Raw genomic sequence first — 20157 nt, forward strand, 5'->3', positions numbered from 1 at the left:
GGCTGTATAGGCTCGTAGCTCAGCTGGTTAGAGCACCACCTTGACATGGTGGGGGTCGTTGGTTCGAGTCCAATCGAGCCTACCAACGAATAAGACCCAAAGAGGCGCGGATGCTCAACAGCTGCCACGCTTTCTTTTTGTAGATCGATGTATTAAATGCAGTTCAGTAAATTAAGATGGAGTCATCATGCTTGTAGTTACTCTGCCCGATGGATCAAAACGTGAGTTTGAGGCTCCCGTTCGCGTAGCGGAGGTCGCCCAAAGCATTGGAAGTGGTCTTGCAAAAGCCGCATTAGGCGGGATTGTTGATGGCAAGATGGTAGATACCAGCTTTCTCATTCATCAAGATAGTCAACTGACTATCATTACCGATAAAAGCCCAGAAGCTCTCGAAATAGTCCGTCATTCCACGGCCCACTTGCTAGCTTATGCCGTTAAAGAACTATTCCCTGAAGCGCAAGTAACGATTGGTCCAGTGATAGAGAACGGTTTTTATTACGACTTCTCCTATCATCGCCCATTTACGCCAGATGATTTGCAAGCGCTTGAGAAAAAAATGACTGAGCTCGCTAAAAAAGATGAGCCAGTAGTGCGTAGCATATTGCCGCGTGATGATGCTGTGAAGTATTTCAAGAATCAAGGCGAGCATTACAAAGCAGAAATTATTGCGAGCATTCCACAGAATGAAGATGTCTCTTTGTATACAGAAGGTCAGTTCACTGATTTATGTCGTGGTCCTCACGTTCCATCAACTGGTAAGTTAAAGGTCTTCAAGCTCATGAAGCTTGCTGGCGCTTATTGGCGTGGTGATTGTAAGAATGAGATGTTGCAGCGTATTTATGGCACCGCATGGTTACGCAAAGAAGATCAAGATGCTTATTTGCATATGCTCGAAGAGTCTGAGAAGCGTGATCATCGACGTCTGGGTAAGCAGCTCGATTTATTCCATTTTCAGGAAGAGGCTCCCGGTTTAATTTTCTGGCATCCAAAAGGCTGGTCGATTTGGCAAGCAGTAGAGCAATATATGCGTCGCGTATATCAGCAAGAGGGTTATCTGGAAGTGAAAGCCCCTCAAATTTTGGATCGTACGTTGTGGGAAAAATCTGGTCACTGGGAAAACTATAAAGAAAATATGTTCACGACTGAGTCGGAAAATCGGGCATATGCATTAAAGCCGATGAACTGTCCTGGTCATATACAAATTTATAACTCTGGCTTACACAGTTATCGCGAGTTGCCGTTGCGTTTTGGCGAGTTTGGACAATGTCACCGCAATGAACCATCAGGCGCTCTGCATGGCTTGATGCGCGTGCGTGGTTTTACTCAAGATGACGGTCATATTTTTTGTACCGAAGATCAGATTCAGTCAGAAGTGGCTAATTTTGATAAAGCAGTTCGTGCTGTCTATCAAGATTTTGGTTTTACTGAAGTTGCCGTCAAATTGGCTCTGCGCCCAGCTAAGCGGGTGGGAGATGATGTGATCTGGGATAAGGCGGAAGATGCGCTGCGCGGTGCTTTAAGGGCGTCTGGCCAAGAATGGGAAGAATTGCCTGGTGAGGGTGCATTTTATGGACCGAAGATCGAATATCACTTAAAGGACTCGATTGGGCGAACTTGGCAATGTGGCACGATTCAGGTCGATTTCTCGATGCCAGATCGTCTTGGGGCGGAATATTTGGCTGAAGATAATAGCCGCAAGACACCAGTCATGCTCCATAGGGCAATTGTGGGCTCCTTAGAGCGTTTTATTGGTATTTTGATTGAAAATCATGCTGGAAATATGCCGGTTTGGCTTGCTCCGACTCAGGCCGTAGTTCTTAATATCTCTGGAAATTCCGCTGCATATGCACAAAAAGTCCAGCAAATGCTGAAAAAACAAGGGTTTAGAGTCGAATCGGATTTGCGGAACGAGAAAATTACGTATAAAATACGCGAGCACGCATTACAGAAGATCCCATTTTTGCTAGTTGTAGGTGATAAAGAGTCTGAAAGTAATACGGTAGCCGTTCGTGCCCGTGGCGGAGTGGATTTAGGTGTAATGCCTCTTGATGCCTTCGTTGCCCGACTCCAGCAGGATATATCCCAGAAAGTCGGACCCGAGCCTAGCTAGGGGTGAGACGGTTTTTATTGTTTTTTTTAAAGGAATTAAGAAGATCGCTACTGAAAAATTGCAGCGCATTAACCGGGAAATTACTGCTCCTGAAGTGCGTTTGATTGGAATTGATGGAGAGCCCATCGGTGTAGTTAAATTGAGTGAAGCCTTGGCTGCAGCAGAAGAGAAAGAGACCGATCTGGTTGAAATTGCTCCAACAGCTGAACCACCTGTGGTCCGAATTATGGACTTTGGCAAATTCAAGTACCAAGAAGCCAAGCGGATGCATGAAGCAAAGCTGAAGCAAAAAGTGATTCAGGTGAAAGAAGTTAAATTCCGTCCTGGCACTGATGATGGTGATTATGGTGTGAAGCTACGCAATCTAATCCGCTTTTTGGAAGATGGCGATAAGACAAAGATTACGCTGCGGTTTAGGGGTCGTGAAATGGCCCACCAAGAAATCGGAGTCAGAATGTTGGAGCGTTTGAAGTTGGATTTGCTAGAGCATGGCCAAGTTGAACAGTTTCCAAAAATGGAAGGTCGCCAGATGGTGATGGTATTGGCCCCCATTCGTAAGGCTAAGTAACTGGGTATCACCTAGTTCTGATGTAGGGAGGTGTCCTAAGTGAATAACTAAGGTCACTGGTAGTGGGAAGTGCTTCTGGGTACAGGAAGCGTAACCGTCGGTTACCACCTATGTTGCACAAGTAAATAAAGGGGTGCTTTATGCCCAAGATGAAGAGCAAGAGTAGCGCGAAGAAGCGCTTCACGGTTCGCGCAGGCGGAACGATTAAACGAGGCCAGGCTTTTAAACGCCACATCCTCACCAAGAAGACCACAAAGAACAAGCGTCATTTGCGTGGTACCACCGAAGTTGCGAAAGCTGACGTTAAGTCAATTCGCTCCATGCTTCCTTACGCTTAACCTCAGACTAGATTAGGAGAATCAAATGCCAAGAGTCAAACGTGGGGTTACAGCAAGAGCCCGTCATAAAAAAATCACTGATGCCGCAACAGGTTACCGCGGTCGTCGTAAAAACGTATTCCGTATTGCTAAGCAAGCAGTTATGCGTGCTGGTCAATATGCCTATCGTGATCGTCGTAACAAGAAACGTGTATTCCGTGCTTTGTGGATTGCCCGTATTAATGCGGCAGTGCGTGAGCATGACATGACCTATAGCGTATTCATGAATGGTATGAAGAAGGCCTCTATCGATCTCGATCGTAAAGTACTTTCTGATATGGCCATTGCGGACAAGCCGGCTTTTGCCGCCTTGGTTACTCGGATTAAATCCGTAGTAAACGCTGCAGCTTAATCTTTAGTTCCTTAAAAACTAAGCTGCAATGGTTTCTCTCGACCCAATTGTCGAGGATGCTAAACGTGATTTCCTCGGAGCTGCCGATTCGGCCGCTCTTGAGGACGCGAAAGCCAAGTATCTCGGTAAGTCAGGTATTCTCACTGAGCGTTTAAAAGCGCTTGGTGGAATGTCGCCTGATGAGCGTAAGAGTGCTGGCGCCCAAATTAATCAAATTAAGACCCAAGTAGAAGCAGCACTACAAGAGCGTCGTCAAGCTTTGTCCGATGCTTTATTGATGCATCGCCTTGCTGCAGAATCGATTGATGTTTCTTTACCAGGCCGTGGTCAAGCAGTTGGTAGTTTGCATCCAGTGATGCGCACCTGGGAACGCGTTGAAGAGATCTTCCGCTCTGTTGGCTTTGATGTGGCTGATGGCCCTGAAATTGAAACCGATTGGTTTAATTTCACAGCCTTGAACAGTCCTGAAAATCATCCTGCCCGTTCAATGCAGGATACTTTTTATATCGATGGCAAAGACTCTAAAGAGAAACCTTTGTTATTGCGCACACATACTAGTCCCATTCAAGTGCGTTATGCCAGTGAGCACGTTAAAAAATATGCCAATGCAGATGTGATGCCACCGATCAAAGTAATTGCGCCTGGTAGAACCTACCGGGTTGATAGTGATGCAACCCATTCACCAATGTTTCATCAGGTTGAGGGTTTGTGGATTGATGAGAGTGTTTCATTTGCTGACCTAAAGGGTGTTTATACCGACTTCTTAAGAACTTTCTTTGAAACAAACGAATTGCAAGTGCGCTTTCGTCCGTCATATTTCCCATTTACAGAGCCATCTGCTGAAATTGATATGGCCTTTGGAAGCGGCAAGCTAGCTGGACGTTGGTTAGAAATTTCAGGAGCAGGGCAGGTTCACCCCAATGTATTGCGCAATATGGGAATTGATTCAGAGCGTTATACCGGTTTCGCATTTGGCTCTGGTTTAGAGCGCTTAACAATGTTGCGTTACGGCATTGATGATTTACGTCTTTTCTTTGAAAATGATTTACGTTTCTTAGCGCAGTTTCCTGCATAAGAAAGCAAATAGATAATCCTATGCAATTCTCTGAATCTTGGCTCCGTCAATATGTAAACCCATCACTCGATAGCGATGAATTGAGTCATGCTATGACAATGGCTGGTTTGGAGGTCGAGGAGAAGCATTCTGTTGCACCTCCATTTACCAAGGTTGTGGTGGCAAAAATTTTGTCAGCTGAGCAGCACCCAGATGCAGATCGCTTGAGAGTTTGCAAGGTAGATGCTGGCACTGGACAAGAACTTCAAATCGTCTGTGGAGCACCAAATGCTCGTGTCGGCATCAAGATTCCCTGTGCCTTAGCAGGTGCAGAGCTACCTCCTACGGAAGCTGGTGGCAAGACTTTTATGATCAAAGTAGGCAAGTTGCGTGGTGTAGAAAGCCAAGGCATGCTGTGTTCAGGCCGTGAGCTTGGCTTAGGCGATGATCATGAGGGCATCTTAGAGTTGCCTTTGGATGCCCCTATTGGCAAAGATATTCGTGAATACTTAGATCTAGATGATCAAATCTTTGTCGTTAAGCTCACCCCCAATAAAGCAGACTGTCTCTCCATCATTGGCATGGCTAGAGAAGTTTCAGCGATTACCGGAGCTCCATTAAGCGTACCTAAGTTATCTTCCCCAGTAATTAGTATTGATGAAAAATGGAAGGCTTCTATCGAGGGCAATGATCTTTGTGGACGCTTCTCAGGACGTTTGATACGTGGTGTTAATCCACAGGCAAAGACTCCCGATTGGATTATTCAGCGTCTTTGTAATGCTGGTCAAAGAAGCATTTCCGCACTAGTAGATTTATCAAATTATGTCATGCTAGAAACCGGCCAGCCTAGTCACGCATTTGATATTGATCAATTACAGGGCAACATAACAGTCCGTTGGGCACGCCCAGGCGAGAGTTTGGAATTGTTGAATGGTCAAGTGGTTGAGCCAGCGGCACCTAATTTTGCAGGTAATACTATTAGTGTTGCCGTAGTTGCCGATCAAAATGGACCTGCTGCTTTGGCTGGAGTCATGGGAGGTCGACATTGCGCAATTAGTGACAGCACCAAAAATATCTATGTAGAGGCTGCTTTTTGGTTGCCCTCTGCGATACAGGGCAGAGCTCGCCACTTTAACTTTAATAGTGAGGCTGCCCATCGTTTTGAACGTGGAATTGATCCTCAAGCTAGCGTTACCAGCCTTGATTACATTACCTCATTGATTTTAGAGGTCTGCGGCGGTCAGGCAGGTCCTGTTGACGATCAAATATTTAATCTCCCTGAACGCAAACCAGTACGTATGCGTTTGGCGCGTGCCATGAAGGTGATTGGCATCCCTTTAACTCAGGATATTGTAAGCGATATCTTTAAGCGTCTTGGTTTTGAGTTCAAACAAGAAGCAGGCGATGTTTTTATTGTTACCCCGCCAAGCTATCGCTTTGATATTGAGATTGAAGAAGATCTGATTGAAGAAGTTGCTCGCATGTACGGCTTTCAAAATATTCCGGACAAACCACCGGTGGCCTCTCTGAAAATGAGCGCTAATGCAGAGGCAAAGCGAGGTATCCATTTATTACGCCAACGCTTAGCACTGCAAGGCTACCAAGAAGTTGTTAACTTTGGCTTTACAGACCTTGAAAGTGAAAAGCGTCTTACCGGCACTACTGAAAAAGAAGTCATCGCCGTTCTTAACCCCATCGCAAATCAATATGGCGTTATGCGCAGCACATTATGGGGTGGTCTATTGAATAACCTCAAAGCCAATTTGAATCGCGGTACCTTACGTATACGTCTTTTTGAGTCCGGACGGGTATTTAAGCGTGATTCCGCCATACAAGAACAAGCTGGCAAGGTTTCAGGATTTGATCAGCCACAAAAGGTCGGCGGTTTAGCTTATGGTTCATTTGTGCCAGAACAATGGGCTAGCGCTAATCGTACAGTAGATTTTTTTGATGTCAAAGGCGATCTTGAGAGAGTTTTAGATCCCCTGCACTTTGTCGCTGAGACAGCCACTCACCCCGCACTTCATCCTGGGCGAAGTGCAAAGATATTTTTAAAAGCCGCCGGTGGCTTGCTTGCGGTTGGATGGATTGGTGAATTACACCCTGGCTTACAGCAGGCCTATGAATTACCGCAAGCACCTGTGTTATTTGAATTCGATTTAGAGCCTATTCGCGAGCTTGGCTTGCCTGTGCCCGAGGGTTTAAGCAAATTTCCTGCAGTGCAGCGCGATTTGGCTTTAGTTGTGAAGCAAAGCGTTTCAGCACAATCGTTATTAGATGCCATGACGGCTAGCAAGCAAAATTTTGTACAAAATATTGAGCTGTTTGATGAATTTAAGCCAAAAGCTGGATCGGGTGGCATGGCTGCAGATGAAAAGAGTTTGGCTTTCCGCATCACTATGTTAAACCCTAATGAAACTTTGCAAGATACCCAAATTGATGCAGTAATGGTATCTTTATTGGGCGCAGTAGAAAAAAAATGTACAGCCCGTCTGCGCTAGTTTAGTATTACCCATATATCAGAAATAAAGGCATAAGAGAATCAGCAATGAGTGACTTTAATATCAATGACACAGTTACAAAGAATGAACTTTCTGAAGCACTCTTTGATCAAGTTGGTTTGAATAAGCGCGAAGCTAAAGATATGATTGACGCATTCTTTGACAGAATCGGTTATTCACTTGAGGCTGGTGTTGAGGTAAAGATTTCTGGTTTTGGAAATTTTCAGTTGCGCAATAAATCGGCCCGTCCTGGCCGAAATCCCAAAACAGGTCAAATGATTCCGATTGCAGCTAGAAGAGTGGTTACGTTTCATGCCAGTCAAAAGCTAAAAGATGTAGTGGAGTCTCATGCTCGAGAAATCCGAGTTTGAGATCAGCTCAGCATTGCTGAGCTCTCAACTTCCCCCCATTCCTGCTAAACGCTACTTTACTATTGGCGAGGTCTCTGATTTATGTGGTGTACGTTCACACGTATTGCGTTATTGGGAACAAGAATTTGCGCAACTCAACCCCCAAAAAAGACGCGGTAATCGGCGCTACTATCAGCATCATGAGGTGGTATTAATTCGTAAAATTAGGGCACTTCTTTATGAAGAAGGCTTTACGATCAGCGGCGCCAGAAATCGTCTGGATGAAGCTCGCGGTGAGTTGAAGCTACGTGATGAGTTACTGGCAGTCCTCAACATCCTCGCTAAGTAGTACTGATACAATTTTGACTTTCGTCGGGGCGTAGCGCAGCCTGGTAGCGTACTTGCATGGGGTGCAAGTGGTCGGAGGTTCAAATCCTCTCGCCCCGACCACTTTTGAGAGTTACTAATACCTCAAAAACCAATACTGTAGTTGAGGTTGTAGGATGTAACGCCGATTCGCTGATACACCTCTTGCCTGTAAATAATTTTTGCTGTTAATTCTTGGTTTTTGTAGGTTTTATATATGGCGAGAGCCATAAATGTAGGAACATTATTTGCTAAAACGGTTTTTCCTGTGTACCCAGATAAATCCGGCAGTGATGATACGGTCATATTGCTAATATTGCTTGATAGAGTATGCTGAATTCCCGCCGTTGCTGCGAGCAGGATTGAGTCATTTGGCCTATAGACTGAATTTAGTCCAAGCTGTAGAGCAAATATTTCGGTTGAAACGCCATTGAAAATAATTGGCAAATTTGAGAGTTTTGATGAATTGTTGTTGCTTCCATCTATATTCATGGTTGTATAGGTTGAACCTAGGTAGGGCATGATGATTAACTTGGGGTTAATAGGAATATGCGTACTCAATAGGGCTAAATAACTTTGAGCTTTAATATTAATATTTCTTGATAGGGACCCTAAATTTCCAAGGTTGGACGTAGAAATATCGAGTGCGGTTGAACCCGTATTGGCACCTAACCTAAAGTTATATGGCGCCCCCCAGATTTTATCTTTGTAAACGGAATAAACGCCTAGAATTGGATCTTCACCTTTTTGTTTAACATTGGTATAGCTCGGCTGAGAGGTAATATGACCTGCATCAATATATGCACCCATGTGCCATTGATTGGAAATTTGATAACCGCTATTCAGAACGATACTTCTTGCGGCAATTTTTGGAGATGATAGTTCGGTATATCGTGCGCCTAGCTGAATACATAGCCCATTAGCAGCAAATTCAGTGCAATCATTAGATTGCGAGTTGATTAAATTTGATGCTTTAAGTGCTAAGAGTCCTTGCGAGGCATAAAGAATGCTTGTTAAGTCGCTAACAAACACAGATTTATAGGCAGGGGGAAGAGCGGTTATAGTGGCATTAGATTGTGCTAAGCATTGCTGGCTAAAGCCTATAAATATTGATATCTGTAAGCTGCGTCTTATAATAGTCATGGCCAAAAGTCCAAAAGACTTAGTGCTTTAAAGAAGTGTAGATTCTAAACTTCTTCCCTTTGTAGCCCTATATTTTTTATTTCCAAATCTCTATGACTACTAAACAAAACCCTACTCAATATTTTGGTCTGGCTATTCCCTTTTTAGATCATTTGGGGGTAGTTCCAGAGTTTGCCGAGAATGGAAAATCACGTATTACCTTAAACATGAGGCCTGAATATGAAAATAGTTTTGGGGTCGCTCATGGAGGAGTAATTATGACTTTACTGGATTTTGCGATGGCCGCTGCCGCTAGAAGTGCCATGAATCATCCTTTAGGTGCTATTACTATTGATATGACAATCAGCTTCTTGCGTCCCTCGGTTGGAAAAATTGCTGTTGAAGGAATAGTTCTGAAGTCTGGTAAGTCAATTAATTATTGTGAGGCCGTTGTATTAAACGAGGCAGGGGAGATCACTGCAAAATCAAGCGGTACATTTGTTCTTCGTAAAATAAGCGCTTAATTATTAAGCATAGCATTTATAATGAATATGCTAATAATGCTGATTTATAAAGGGATTATCTTTTAATAATATCCAAATATAAGAATATATGTTTCTTGGCTATTTAAATTATATATAATCTATAGTTTAAATAGCGTAACAAGCGCTTTTTAACATAACCTATTATTTGGAGAGTATGAATATATGGCTTCTTATAAAGAGCTTTTAGCCCAGCGTGAACAGTTAGATAGACAGATTAAAGAAGCTATTGCACATGAGAAGGTGGATGGCATTACTAAAGCCAAGCTCATTATTGAGCAGTATCATTTGACTGCATCTGACCTTTTTACTCGGAAAACTGGAGTTCGCGGTGTTGGTCGGAAGGTAGCTCCTAAGTATCGTAATCCTTCTACTGGCGAAACTTGGACTGGGCGCGGTAAGGCTCCAAAGTGGATAGAAGGTAGAGATCGTAGTAGCTTTGTAATCTAAGCTATTCATTTTAAACAGAATTATAAAAAGGCCGCTAATTTAGCGGCCTTTTCTATTAGAGATATTTTCTTGATAGCGCCTCTATAAATACCGGCTCTAGCAATTCATGTCGGCTGCGATAGCTCAAAGAGGGATCTAACTCAGCATTGGTGGCAGGATACGCAATGATGAGTGGATTTTGTTCAATTAAGCCATTTTCAAGCTCTTTTTTAATGCTTTCTGAGAGCGGAGGTCTAGTGCAGCCATTCTCATCAGCAAGGCTGACTACCCCAGGGTGAAGCTTAATAAAACCTTCATCTACTAGAATAGGAATACGCTGTGTGTCATTGTTTTTACTTAAGTAATGTATCAGATGAACCTGCTCAATAGGCGGAATGAGGGCATCTAGAAAGATGAGATCAGGGGCGATTGAGACAGCCTTCATCAGCCCCTCTAAGCTATCAATGGCCACCTCCATTTCTACCTTTAATTGCCATTCTTGAGTGGACTCAAGCAATTCCTCGCTATTTTCTATCCTTCTAAATATTCCTAGGGCAATGCAGTTTTGAGTCGATTTTTGGCGCATTGCCCGTTTTCTTCGCTGTAATTGCTGTTCAAGAGAGCTTGCCAGTATTCTTCTATGCCCCCCACGGGTTTTCCAGGCGATTAATTCGCCTAGCTCAACCATTTTTTGGACAGTTCCTAATGAAACCTGCAAAACCTTAGCGCTTTGCCTGGTGCTGAGATATTCCATATCTGGGGTAATTGTTTTCATATTTCCCTTAATTTATTAATTCAATTGAAGATTTAGAGAATAAGAATCAATTTTGTTTCAATCTGTCGGCCAGTCTTGAAAGCTCAGTAGGAAAGGTCTTATTCATCTCTTATTTACTGATAAATACCCTCAATCCCATAGAAGCAAGGAAAAGTCCTTTATGAATTAATGGTTAATCGTGTTAAATTACAGATGTAGTGACAGTATTTGCACAGAGCAATTCGTGAAGCGGTGAAGCCGTATAGCGAATGGTTATAACCACAGTTTTGATTCGGGAAACCCGATGAAAGGTGAGCATCATGATGCATGACCAAAGAGATAACTCGTATCTCTTCGGCGGAAACGCCCCCTATGTTGAAGATCTCTACGAATCTTATTTGCACGATCCGACTTCAGTAGAAGCGCATTGGCGCGATTATTTCGATAACGTAAAACAAATCCCCGCGGTTGATGGTTCATCTCGCACTGACATTGCGCACGGACCGATTGTTGCGTCATTTGCTGAGCGTGCTAGACAAGGCCCGATTAGAACTATTTCAGATTCAGCCGATTCAGAAATGGGGCGCAAGCGTGTTGCTGTGCAGCAACTGATTGCTGCATACCGAAACGTGGGTAATCGCTGGGCAGATATCGATCCCCTAAAGCGGACTGAGCGTCAGAATATTCCTGAGCTTGATCCTGCGTTCTATGGTTTTACCGATGGCGATATGAATATCGTCTTCAACACAAGCAATACATTCTTTGGCAAGTCAGAAATGACTTTGCGTGATTTACTCCAAGCATTGCGTGAAACCTATTGCGGCACGATTGGTGCTGAGTTCATGTTTATTGCGGACCAAACCATCAAGAAATGGTGGCAAGATCAATTAGAATCGATTCGCTCCACCCCTAGCTTTAATGCTGAAGAAAAGCGTCATATATTGGACCGCATAACCGCTGCAGAGGGCTTAGAGCGCTATTTGCAGGCTAAATACGTTGGTCAAAAGCGTTTCTCACTTGAGGGTGGTGAAAGTTTTATCGCCTGTATGGATGAACTGATTCGTGAAGCAGGCGCTAAAGGGGTGCAAGAGATTGTGATTGGTATGGCTCATCGCGGTCGTCTCAATGTTCTTGTAAATACCTTAGGCAAGATGCCAAAAGATTTATTCGCTGAGTTCGAGCATAAGGGGCAAGAAACGCTCCCAGCAGGTGACGTTAAATATCACCAAGGATTTTCAAGCGATATTTCTACGCCTGCAGGCCCAGTCCATTTGTCGCTTGCATTTAATCCATCTCATCTAGAAATCGTGAACCCAGTAGTGGAAGGTTCTGCGCGTGCTCGTATGGAGCGTCGTGGCGACTTATTAGGTGAACAGGTGCTTCCAGTGTTAGTGCATGGAGACGCTGCTATTGCTGGACAAGGTGTCGTGCAAGAAACCCTGGCGATGTCAGAAGTCCGAGGCTATTCCACTGGTGGTACGGTGCATATCGTGATTAATAACCAAATTGGTTTTACTACCTCTGATCCACGCGATTTACGTTCTAGCTTGTATTGCACTGACATCATGAAGCTTGTCGATGCTCCAGTATTGCATGTTAATGGTGATGATCCTGAGGCCGTTGTTTTGGCAACTAAGTTAGCAATCGAGTTTCGTACTAAGTTTCATAAAGATGTAGCGGTTGATATTGTTTGTTTCCGCAAAATGGGTCACAACGAGCAAGATTCTCCCGCGATGACCCAGCCTTTGATGTACAAAATCATTGCTGCACACCCTGGTACACGTAAAGTCTATGCTGATAAATTAGAGGTCCAGGGCTTTCTTCCAGTGGGTACTGGTGATCACATGGTCAAAGAGTATCGGGCTGCAATGGATACTGGCAAGCAAACATCCGATCCAGTATTGAGCAATTTCAAAGGGAAGTTTGCTGTTGATTGGTCACCATTCTTAAATAAAAAATGGACGGATGAAGCGGATACCGCTATTCCATTGACCGAGTGGAAGCGCTTGGCCGAGAAGATTTCAACTATTCCTGAAAACTTTAAAGCTCATCCATTAGTAGAGAAAGTCTGCAAGGACCGTGCTGCTATGGGTCGTGGTGAAGTCAACGTCGACTGGGGTATGGGTGAGCATATGGCTTTCGCATCCTTGGTTGCCAGTGGCTACCCGGTTCGCTTGTCGGGCGAGGATAGTGGTCGAGGTACGTTTACACATCGTCATGCAGTGCTGCATGATCAAAATCGTGAGAAGTGGGACATTGGAACCTATACACCACTGCAACATGTGACTAAAGATCAAGCACCATTTGTTGTGATTGATTCAATTCTTTCGGAAGAGGCAGTGCTTGGTTTTGAGTATGGCTATGCTGCGGCTGAGCCAAACACTCTCACTATTTGGGAGGCTCAGTTTGGTGACTTTGCCAATGGTGCACAGGTGGTGATTGATCAATTTATCGCTTCTGGTGAAGTGAAGTGGGGTCGCGCTAACGGCTTAGTGATGATGTTGCCACATGGGTATGAGGGACAAGGCCCAGAGCATTCTTCTGCGCGTCTTGAACGCTTTATGCAGTTATGTGCTGATACTAATATGCAAGTCATTCAGCCAACAACTTCATCGCAAATCTTCCACGTCTTACGCCGCCAAATGATTCGTCAATTCCGCAAACCCTTGATCTTGTTTACACCAAAATCATTGCTGAGAAATAAGGAGGCAGCTTCACCATTGTCTGAATTTACTAAAGGTGGATTCCATACTGTGTTGGGTGAGCGTGATGAATCGATTGATGCAAAGAAGGTGAGTCGTTTAATGATCTGCTCTGGTAAGGTCTATTACGATTTGGTTAAAGCCCGGGCTGAGAAGAAGATCGAGGATGTGGCGATTATTCGTTTGGAGCAGTTGTATCCATTCCCGCATAAAGCACTGCTTGCTGAGCTCAAGAAATTTACAAAATTGGAAGAGATCGTCTGGTGTCAGGATGAGCCACAAAATCAAGGTGCATGGTTCTTCGTACAGCATAATATTTTGGAAGGCATGTCGGATGGCATGAAGTTAGCTTATGCAGGTCGGCCGGCATCAGCTTCTCCCGCTTGTGGTTACGCCCACCTTCATCAAGAGCAGCAGAAATCTTTGCTTAATACGGCATTTGCCAAACTTAAAGGTTATGTGATTACGAAATAATCGTTCTCATTACCTTGGATATATATAACTAGGATTAATCATGGCTATTTTTGAAGTTAAAGTTCCACAACTCTCCGAATCAGTTGCCGAAGCAACTTTATTGCATTGGAAAAAAAAGGTTGGGGATGCTGTTGGTCAAGATGAAATCTTGATTGAAATCGAGACCGACAAAGTCGTACTTGAAGTGCCTGCCCCGTCTGCTGGTGTTTTAACGCAAATTATCGTCGGAGATGGCGGCACTGTAGTTGCTGAAGAGTTGATTGCTAAGATTGACAGCACGGCTGTTGCTGCTACACCAGCAGCCACTGCTCCAGCTGCCGCTCCTGCAACTCCAGCAAAGGCGGCGCCCGCTAAATCTGCTAGCGCCGCTCCATCAGCTGCGAAAATTCTGGCTGAAAACAATCTGAGTGCTGGACAAGTTGCTGGCTCTGGTCGCGATGGCCGAATCACTAAGGGCGATGCTTTGAATGCGGCTGCCGGTGGCGCTAAGTCTGCCCCATTGCCAAAGGCAACTATGCCAACAGGCGAACGTCCTGAAGAGCGTGTTCCTATGAGCCGCCTTCGTGCTCGTATTGCTGAGCGTTTACTGGAATCCCAAGCGAACAATGCAATCTTGACGACTTTCAACGAAGTCAATATGGGTCCAGTGATTGCATTACGTAATAAATATAAAGATCAGTTTGAAAAAGTGCATGGCGTGAAGTTAGGTTTTATGTCTTTCTTTGTTAAAGCGGCAACCCATGCATTGAAGAAGTTCCCATTACTAAATGCTTCTGTTGATGGTAATGACATCGTTTACCACGGTTATTTTGATATTGGTATAGCGGTGAGCTCACCTCGTGGTTTGGTAGTTCCTATTTTGCGTGATGTTGACCAAATGAATTTAGCTGATATTGAGAAAAAGATTGCTGAGTTTGGTGCGAAAGCTCGCGAAGGTAAGTTGTCTATTGAAGAGTTAACCGGCGGTACTTTCTCCATCTCAAATGGTGGTGTGTTTGGTTCAATGCTCTCTACGCCCATTATTAATCCTCCCCAATCCGCAATTTTGGGTATCCATGCAACTAAAGATCGTGCAGTTGTTGAAAATGGTCAAGTGGTAGTCCGCCCAATTAACTATCTCGCATTGTCATACGATCACCGCATTATTGATGGTCGGGAAGCAGTTCTAGGCTTAGTGGCGATGAAGGATGCTTTAGAGGATCCTTCACGTCTTTTGCTTGATCTGTAAAAGGGAAGATCATGAGTCAAGCTTTTGATGTAGTCGTAATCGGTGGTGGCCCTGGTGGTTACATTGCCGCAATTCGTGCGGCGCAACTTGGTTTTAAAGTTGCCTGCGCGGAATCTAATGCCTTTGATGATCCAAAAGGTGAAATACGCCTAGGCGGCACTTGTTTAAATGTTGGCTGTATTCCCTCTAAGGCTTTGCTGGCTTCCTCTGAAGAGTTTGAGAAGATCAATCATCATGCTGCAGACCATGGCATCAAGGTTGGCTCTGTCAGTATTGATTCTAAAAAGATGGTCTCACGCAAAGACGAGATTGTTACCAAGATGACTGCTGGTATTCAATTCTTGTTCCGCAAAAACAAGGTTACTTTACTAAAAGGTCATGCCTCGTTTGAAGGCAAGAGTGCCAATGGCTATCAAATCAAGATTGATGGAAAAGATAAAGAAACGGTCAGCGCAAAGAATGTGATTATTGCAACGGGCTCTAAAGCCCGTCATCTTCCAGGCATATCAGTAGACAATGTATTGATTTGCGATAACGAGGGTGCTCTGAAGTTTGATTCTGTACCCAAGAAGTTGGGTGTTATCGGGGCGGGTGTGATTGGTTTGGAATTGGGTTCAGTTTGGCGCCGTCTGGGTTCTGAAGTGACTGTGCTTGAGGCTTCGCCATCTTTTTTAGCAGCATGCGACCAAGGCATTGCTAAGGAAGCGCATAAGCTTTTTGCTAAACAAGGTTTAAACATCAATATGGGTGTGAAGATTGGTGAAGTGAAGGCGGATAAAAAAGGGGTGGTAGTTCACTACACTGATAGTGCTGGTAAAGCCCTGAAATTAGAATGTGATCGTTTAATTGTTTCTGTTGGTCGTATACCTAATACAGATCAATTAGGTCTGCAGAATATTGGTCTAAAGGTAGATGAGCGTGGCTTTATTCCAGTGGATGACCATACTTGTGCCACTGCTGCACCTGGTGTCTATGCTGTTGGTGATGTAGTGCGCGGCCCTATGTTGGCTCATAAAGCTGAAGACGAAGGTGTCTTAGTTGCAGAAATCATTGCAGGTCAGAAGCCGCATATCGATTACAACTGTATTCCTTGGGTCATTTACACTGACCCTGAAATTGCCTGGGTTGGTAAAACTGAGCAAGCACTTAAAGAGGCTGGTATAGCTTATAAGGCAGGTCAATTTCCATTTGCAGCTAATGGCCGTGCTTTAGGTATAGGTCGTGCAGACGGGTTCGTCAAGGTATTAGCTGACGCAAAGACCGATGAGATTCTGGGAGTTCATATTATTGGACCAAATGCCTCTGATTTAATTACTGAAGCCGCTGTGGCAATGGAATTTAAAGCGGCAGCTGAGGATATTGCCCGTATCTGTCACCCACATCCAAGTTTATCGGAGGTGGTGCGCGAAGCAGCATTGGCGACGGATCAACGTGCATTAAATATGTAATTGAAAACGATTGAGTTTTACCATCAAGAGCTACAAGCGCGGGGCTACCAAAGCGATTCCGCGCAACTCCTTGCTGTAGAGCGTTTGCAGCAATGCGAGGATGAATGGATTGCATATAAAGAAATTCGTAGCAATAATCTTAAAAAGAAAATTTTTAAGCCTAAGCTTCCTCGAGGTCTATATTTATGGGGTGGAGTAGGCCGAGGCAAATCTTTTTTGATGGATTGTTTTTATGAGGCATCACCATTAGAGAAAAAGATACGCATTCATTTTCATGAATTTATGCGAGAAGTACATCGTGAATTACATGAACTCTCTGGACTGGCAGATCCCTTGGATGAGCTTGCTTTACGAATTTCTCAACGCTATCGCTTAATCTGCTTCGATGAATTTCATATTAATGATATTGCTGATGCCATGATTTTGTATCGCTTACTGAGTGCTCTATTTGCTGATCGAGTGCAATTTGTCATGACTTCTAACTATCGGCCAGATCAACTTTATCCTAATGGCCTTCATCGTGATCGATTATTACCTGCAATCAAATTGCTTGAAGAGCAATTAGAAGTGCTTAATGTAGATGCTGGTATTGATTATCGTCGCGTACAGATGGCCCAAGTAGAGGCCTACCTAACGCCTTTAGATGAAAAGACAAATCAACGTCTACTAGAAATGTTTCATGGATTAATTGGACATCAGCAAACGGTAGCAAACCCAATGCTCTATATTGAATCTAGAGAGTTACGTCCACTTTTCATGGGAGGTGGCGTGGTCTGGTTTGATTTCCAAACGCTGTGCTGCGGCCCACGCTCCCAAAATGACTATCTAGAGATTGCCAAACTATTTCATACGGTTATTTTGTCTGACGTTCCTTATATGCCCCCTAGAATGACCAATGAGGCGCGACGCTTTATTTGGTTAATTGATGTTTTATATGACCATAAGATCAAGCTAATCATCTCCGCAGAGGTTCTGGCTACTGATTTATACACAGAAGGGCAAATTACCGGTGAATTTTCCCGAACGGTATCCCGTCTGATTGAAATGCAGTCACGAGACTATCTAGATGCACCCCGTCGTGTGATTGATACCAGCTTGACCTAAAATAGGATTATGAGTTCTCTTTCAGCCGTTAATGCCGATTTACACTGTCATTCAGTAGTCTCTGATGGCACCTTGACTCCAGAGCAGCTTGCGCAACGTGCGCATGCAAACGGTGTCAAACTTTGGTCTCTTACTGATCATGATGAATTAGGTGGTCAAGAGCGTGCTAAAGAAGCGGCTGCTGCTCTTAATATGAATTACTTGGCTGGTGTAGAAATTTCTGTGACCTGGCTCGGTCAAACTATCCATATTGTAGGATTAGGTATTGATCCGCAAGATTCCGGTATCTTAGATGGTCTTCGGCGTACTCGCGAAGGTCGTAGTGGTCGTGCTAAACAGATGTCTGAGCAATTACTAAAAGCGGGTATTCCTGGAGCTTATGAAGGTGCACTGCATTACGCAGGCAATCACGATCTCATTTCTAGAACACACTTTGCTCGTTTCTTAGTGGAGCGGGGTGTATGTAAAGATACTGAGCAGGTATTTAAAAATTATTTAGTAGAGGACAAGCCTGGTCATGTACCACATTGTTGGGCTAATCTGGATGAGGCAATTGGCTGGATTAAATCAGCTGGAGGAGTAGCAGTGATTGCACATCCTGGTCGGTATAAACTCAATCTCATGCAAAGGGACCAACTTTTTGAGTATTTTAAGGATCATGGCGGACTAGGATTAGAGGTGATTACCGGAAGTCATAGCCCCGATCAATATCAGGAATATGGAAAAATTGCTCAGCAATATGGTTTTTTGGCCTCACGGGGATCTGACTTTCATGATCCTTCTGAAAGTCACATTGATTTAGGCACTTTGCCACTTTTACCCGAACACCTCACACCTGTTTGGTCCATGTTTCATTAATTGATATAGTTAAAGATAAAAAAGATGTTTGCTGAACGCGTTCTCTCTGGCATGCGACCAACAGGTCATTTGCACCTAGGTCACTATCATGGTGTTTTAAAAAATTGGGTACGCCTGCAGTCAGAATACCCCTGCTTCTTTTTTGTGGCCGATTGGCATGCATTAACGACCCATTATGAAACTCCTGATGTGATTGAGCAGTCGGTTTGGGATATGGTGGTTGATTGGTTAGCTGCTGGAGTCGATCCAAACCAATCCACTTTATTTATTCAGAGTAAGGTTCCTGAGCATGCTGAACTATTCTTGCTACTCTCCATGGGAACCCCATTGGGCTGGCTTGATCGGGTGCCAACCTATAAAGATCAGATTGAAAAGTTAAAAGAAAAAGATTTGCAAACCTATGGATTTTTGGGCTATCCACTGTTGCAGGCTGCCGATATTTTGATTTATCGCGCTCAATTTGTGCCAGTTGGTGAAGACCAAGTGCCTCATGTCGAGATGACTCGTGAAGTGGCAAGGCGCTTTAATTATTTATATGGTCGTGAGCCAGGATTTGAAGAGAAAGCCTTAGAGGCTGTTAAAAAATTAGGTAGCAAGCGCGCAAAGATGTATGCAGAATTACGTATTGCATTTCAGGAGCGCGGCAATGATGAAGCTTTAGAGCAAGCAAAGGCTTTATTGCAAGAGGCACAAAGTCTTTCCATGGCTGATCGAGAAAGATTGTTTGGTTTCTTAGAAGGCTCACGTAAGATTATTCTTCCTGAACCCCAAGCGCTACTCACTGCAGCATCACGCATGCCAGGGATTGACGGGCAAAAAATGTCTAAATCTTATGGTAATACCATTAGCATTCGAGAGCTGCCTGAGGATGTGATTAAGAAAATTAGAACAATGCCGACAGATCCCGCTCGAGTTCGTCGAACAGATGTTGGTGATCCTGCCCGCTGTCCAGTTTGGCAATTACATGCTGTCTATTCCAATGAAGAAACGAAGCAATGGGTAGAAAAAGGGTGTAAATCTGCTGGTATTGGTTGCCTAGAGTGTAAGCAACCTGTGATTGATGCTATTTTGGCTGAACAGCAACCTATGTTCGAGCGTGCCCAAAAATATTTAGATGATCCTAGCTTGCTGCGCTCAATCATAGCTGATGGTTGCGATAATGCTCGTAAGGTCGCCCAAGAAACGATGCGCGAGGTCCGTGAAGCAATGGGTCTTGCGTACGATTGAGCTTAAGAATTGCTAGCGACCCACGATGCAAATTTAGAGGCCTCACCGTGGGTGAAACGTTTTGCTCACTTGATTCCAAAGTCAGGGTTAGTATTGGATCTTGCTTGCGGTGCTGGGCGTCACGCACGTTATTTAGCGAATTTGGGCTTCTCTGTTATCGCGGTAGATCAAGATATAAAGCTGATCCAATCAGTTCATACTGCTCAAATTACTCCAGAACAATGGGATCTAGAGCTTGAGGCATGGCCCTTAGAAGGTAGGCTATTTGATGGCATTGTGGTCACCAACTATTTATACCGCCCACATTTGGACCGCTTACCCCAAATGCTCACTGGCGGCGGGGTTCTGATTTATGAAACCTTTGCGCAAGGAAACGAAGCATTTGGAAAACCCTCCAATCCTAATTTCCTCTTAAAAACAGGGGAATTACTTGCTTTGACAGCTAGGCATGGCCTAAAAATCATCGCCTATGAGGATATTTATCAAGATAGCCCCAAGCCAGCTATGATGCAGCGGATCTGCGCAGTAAAAGCGGTCTAAAAGAACGCATTCCGTTACAATTTCATGGTTAAGACAGCTCACAATCGGTAT

The 20157-nt window shown here is 44.2% G+C and carries 19 protein-coding genes and 2 tRNA genes; 19 read left to right on the forward strand and 2 right to left on the reverse strand.

Annotation, left to right across the window (positions count from 1 at the left end; genetic code table 11):
• Positions 1-8 precede the first annotated feature (8 nt).
• From ABWP14_RS03480 to ABWP14_RS03525, 10 genes are all read left to right on the forward strand, one after another.
• Positions 9-85: transfer RNA gene (locus tag ABWP14_RS03480), tRNA-Val, on the forward strand.
• A gap of 102 nt (positions 86-187) precedes the next feature.
• Positions 188-2110, forward strand: a complete 1923-nt coding sequence (gene thrS, locus ABWP14_RS03485) for a threonine--tRNA ligase (RefSeq protein ID WP_353201591.1) — start codon at positions 188-190, stop codon at positions 2108-2110.
• 34 nt (positions 2111-2144) lie between these two features.
• Positions 2145-2678 (forward strand): translation initiation factor IF-3, encoded by a 534-nt coding sequence (infC, locus tag ABWP14_RS03490; RefSeq protein ID WP_502930138.1) that lies wholly within the window; start codon positions 2145-2147, stop codon positions 2676-2678.
• 140 nt (positions 2679-2818) lie between these two features.
• Positions 2819-3016 carry a 50S ribosomal protein L35 gene (gene rpmI / locus ABWP14_RS03495; protein WP_046330084.1) on the forward strand — a complete coding sequence of 66 codons (198 nt, stop codon included), beginning with the start codon at positions 2819-2821 and terminating at the stop codon, positions 3014-3016.
• Between the two features lie 25 nt (positions 3017-3041).
• Positions 3042-3407, forward strand: a complete 366-nt coding sequence (gene rplT / locus ABWP14_RS03500; protein WP_028818624.1) for a 50S ribosomal protein L20 — start codon at positions 3042-3044, stop codon at positions 3405-3407.
• A 28-nt stretch (positions 3408-3435) separates the two neighbouring features.
• A complete protein-coding gene (pheS, locus tag ABWP14_RS03505) occupies positions 3436-4482 on the forward strand; it encodes a phenylalanine--tRNA ligase subunit alpha (protein ID WP_353201592.1) in 1047 nt (348 codons plus the stop codon).
• Between the two features lie 20 nt (positions 4483-4502).
• A complete protein-coding gene (gene pheT, locus ABWP14_RS03510; protein WP_353201593.1) occupies positions 4503-6962 on the forward strand; it encodes a phenylalanine--tRNA ligase subunit beta in 2460 nt (819 codons plus the stop codon).
• A 47-nt stretch (positions 6963-7009) separates the two neighbouring features.
• Positions 7010-7333, forward strand: a complete 324-nt coding sequence (locus ABWP14_RS03515; protein ID WP_353201594.1) for an integration host factor subunit alpha — start codon at positions 7010-7012, stop codon at positions 7331-7333.
• Positions 7311-7661: a MerR family transcriptional regulator gene (locus ABWP14_RS03520; protein ID WP_353201595.1), complete on the forward strand. Its 351-nt coding sequence runs from the start codon at positions 7311-7313 to the stop codon at positions 7659-7661. The genes ABWP14_RS03515 and ABWP14_RS03520 overlap by 23 nt, the downstream gene beginning before the upstream one ends.
• 24 nt (positions 7662-7685) lie before the next feature.
• Positions 7686-7762, forward strand: a tRNA-Pro gene (locus ABWP14_RS03525).
• Positions 7763-7783: 21 nt separating this feature from the next.
• Here ABWP14_RS03525 and ABWP14_RS03530 read toward each other — a convergent pair.
• Positions 7784-8821 (reverse strand): autotransporter domain-containing protein, encoded by a 1038-nt coding sequence (locus tag ABWP14_RS03530; protein ID WP_353201596.1) that lies wholly within the window; start codon positions 8819-8821, stop codon positions 7784-7786.
• Between the two features lie 92 nt (positions 8822-8913).
• Between ABWP14_RS03530 and ABWP14_RS03535 the strand changes: the two genes are divergently transcribed.
• Positions 8914-9324, forward strand: coding sequence for a PaaI family thioesterase (locus ABWP14_RS03535; RefSeq protein WP_353201597.1), 411 nt, complete (start codon positions 8914-8916; stop codon positions 9322-9324).
• 183 nt (positions 9325-9507) lie between these two features.
• Positions 9508-9792, forward strand: coding sequence for an H-NS histone family protein (locus ABWP14_RS03540; protein ID WP_353201598.1), 285 nt, complete (start codon positions 9508-9510; stop codon positions 9790-9792).
• Positions 9793-9847: 55 nt separating this feature from the next.
• On the opposite strand, the gene ABWP14_RS03545 is transcribed toward ABWP14_RS03540, so the two are convergent.
• The gene (locus ABWP14_RS03545; protein WP_353201599.1) at positions 9848-10546 is read right to left on the reverse strand and encodes a helix-turn-helix domain-containing protein; all 699 of its coding nucleotides are present in this window, start codon (positions 10544-10546) and stop codon (positions 9848-9850) included.
• Between the two features lie 299 nt (positions 10547-10845).
• On the opposite strand from ABWP14_RS03545, the gene ABWP14_RS03550 reads away from it, so the two are divergent.
• The 7 genes from ABWP14_RS03550 to ABWP14_RS03580 are packed head-to-tail and all read left to right on the forward strand — an operon-like array spanning position 10846 to position 20106.
• Positions 10846-13701 carry a 2-oxoglutarate dehydrogenase E1 component gene (locus tag ABWP14_RS03550; RefSeq protein ID WP_353201600.1) on the forward strand — a complete coding sequence of 952 codons (2856 nt, stop codon included), beginning with the start codon at positions 10846-10848 and terminating at the stop codon, positions 13699-13701.
• Positions 13702-13741: 40 nt separating this feature from the next.
• On the forward strand, positions 13742-14929 hold the full coding sequence (gene odhB, locus ABWP14_RS03555) for a 2-oxoglutarate dehydrogenase complex dihydrolipoyllysine-residue succinyltransferase (protein WP_353201601.1): 1188 nt from the start codon (positions 13742-13744) through the stop codon (positions 14927-14929).
• Positions 14930-14940: 11 nt separating this feature from the next.
• Positions 14941-16377: a dihydrolipoyl dehydrogenase gene (lpdA, locus tag ABWP14_RS03560; RefSeq protein WP_353201602.1), complete on the forward strand. Its 1437-nt coding sequence runs from the start codon at positions 14941-14943 to the stop codon at positions 16375-16377.
• A complete protein-coding gene (gene zapE, locus ABWP14_RS03565; protein ID WP_353201603.1) occupies positions 16378-17481 on the forward strand; it encodes a cell division protein ZapE in 1104 nt (367 codons plus the stop codon).
• A 9-nt stretch (positions 17482-17490) separates the two neighbouring features.
• Positions 17491-18339, forward strand: coding sequence for a 3',5'-nucleoside bisphosphate phosphatase (locus ABWP14_RS03570; protein ID WP_353201604.1), 849 nt, complete (start codon positions 17491-17493; stop codon positions 18337-18339).
• Positions 18340-18363: 24 nt separating this feature from the next.
• Positions 18364-19566: a tryptophan--tRNA ligase gene (locus ABWP14_RS03575; protein ID WP_353201605.1), complete on the forward strand. Its 1203-nt coding sequence runs from the start codon at positions 18364-18366 to the stop codon at positions 19564-19566.
• A 51-nt stretch (positions 19567-19617) separates the two neighbouring features.
• Entirely contained in the window at positions 19618-20106 is a 489-nt protein-coding gene (locus ABWP14_RS03580; RefSeq protein ID WP_353201606.1) for a class I SAM-dependent methyltransferase, read from the forward strand.
• Positions 20107-20157 lie beyond the last annotated feature (51 nt).

It is taken from the genome of Polynucleobacter sp. (assembly GCF_040400325.1).
Taxonomy (GTDB): domain Bacteria; phylum Pseudomonadota; class Gammaproteobacteria; order Burkholderiales; family Burkholderiaceae; genus Polynucleobacter.

Bases quoted from the DNA above. Each gene is read 5' to 3' on its own strand.
- ABWP14_RS03550 (WP_353201600.1), top strand. From the start codon at position 10,846: ATGATGCATGACCAAAGAGATAACTCGTATCTCTTCGGCGGAAACGCC.
- ABWP14_RS03540 (WP_353201598.1), top strand. From the start codon at position 9,508: ATGGCTTCTTATAAAGAGCTTTTAGCCCAGCGTGAACAGTTAGATAGA.
- thrS (WP_353201591.1), top strand. From the start codon at position 188: ATGCTTGTAGTTACTCTGCCCGATGGATCAAAACGTGAGTTTGAGGCT.
- rpmI (WP_046330084.1), top strand. From the start codon at position 2,819: ATGCCCAAGATGAAGAGCAAGAGTAGCGCGAAGAAGCGCTTCACGGTT.
- lpdA (WP_353201602.1), top strand. From the start codon at position 14,941: ATGAGTCAAGCTTTTGATGTAGTCGTAATCGGTGGTGGCCCTGGTGGT.
- ABWP14_RS03515 (WP_353201594.1), top strand. From the start codon at position 7,010: ATGAGTGACTTTAATATCAATGACACAGTTACAAAGAATGAACTTTCT.
- ABWP14_RS03535 (WP_353201597.1), top strand. From the start codon at position 8,914: ATGACTACTAAACAAAACCCTACTCAATATTTTGGTCTGGCTATTCCC.
- ABWP14_RS03570 (WP_353201604.1), top strand. From the start codon at position 17,491: ATGAGTTCTCTTTCAGCCGTTAATGCCGATTTACACTGTCATTCAGTA.
- rplT (WP_028818624.1), top strand. From the start codon at position 3,042: ATGCCAAGAGTCAAACGTGGGGTTACAGCAAGAGCCCGTCATAAAAAA.
- pheS (WP_353201592.1), top strand. From the start codon at position 3,436: ATGGTTTCTCTCGACCCAATTGTCGAGGATGCTAAACGTGATTTCCTC.
- ABWP14_RS03575 (WP_353201605.1), top strand. From the start codon at position 18,364: ATGTTTGCTGAACGCGTTCTCTCTGGCATGCGACCAACAGGTCATTTG.
- pheT (WP_353201593.1), top strand. From the start codon at position 4,503: ATGCAATTCTCTGAATCTTGGCTCCGTCAATATGTAAACCCATCACTC.
- odhB (WP_353201601.1), top strand. From the start codon at position 13,742: ATGGCTATTTTTGAAGTTAAAGTTCCACAACTCTCCGAATCAGTTGCC.
- ABWP14_RS03545 (WP_353201599.1), bottom strand. From the start codon at position 10,546: ATGAAAACAATTACCCCAGATATGGAATATCTCAGCACCAGGCAAAGC.
- ABWP14_RS03520 (WP_353201595.1), top strand. From the start codon at position 7,311: ATGCTCGAGAAATCCGAGTTTGAGATCAGCTCAGCATTGCTGAGCTCT.
- ABWP14_RS03530 (WP_353201596.1), bottom strand. From the start codon at position 8,821: ATGACTATTATAAGACGCAGCTTACAGATATCAATATTTATAGGCTTT.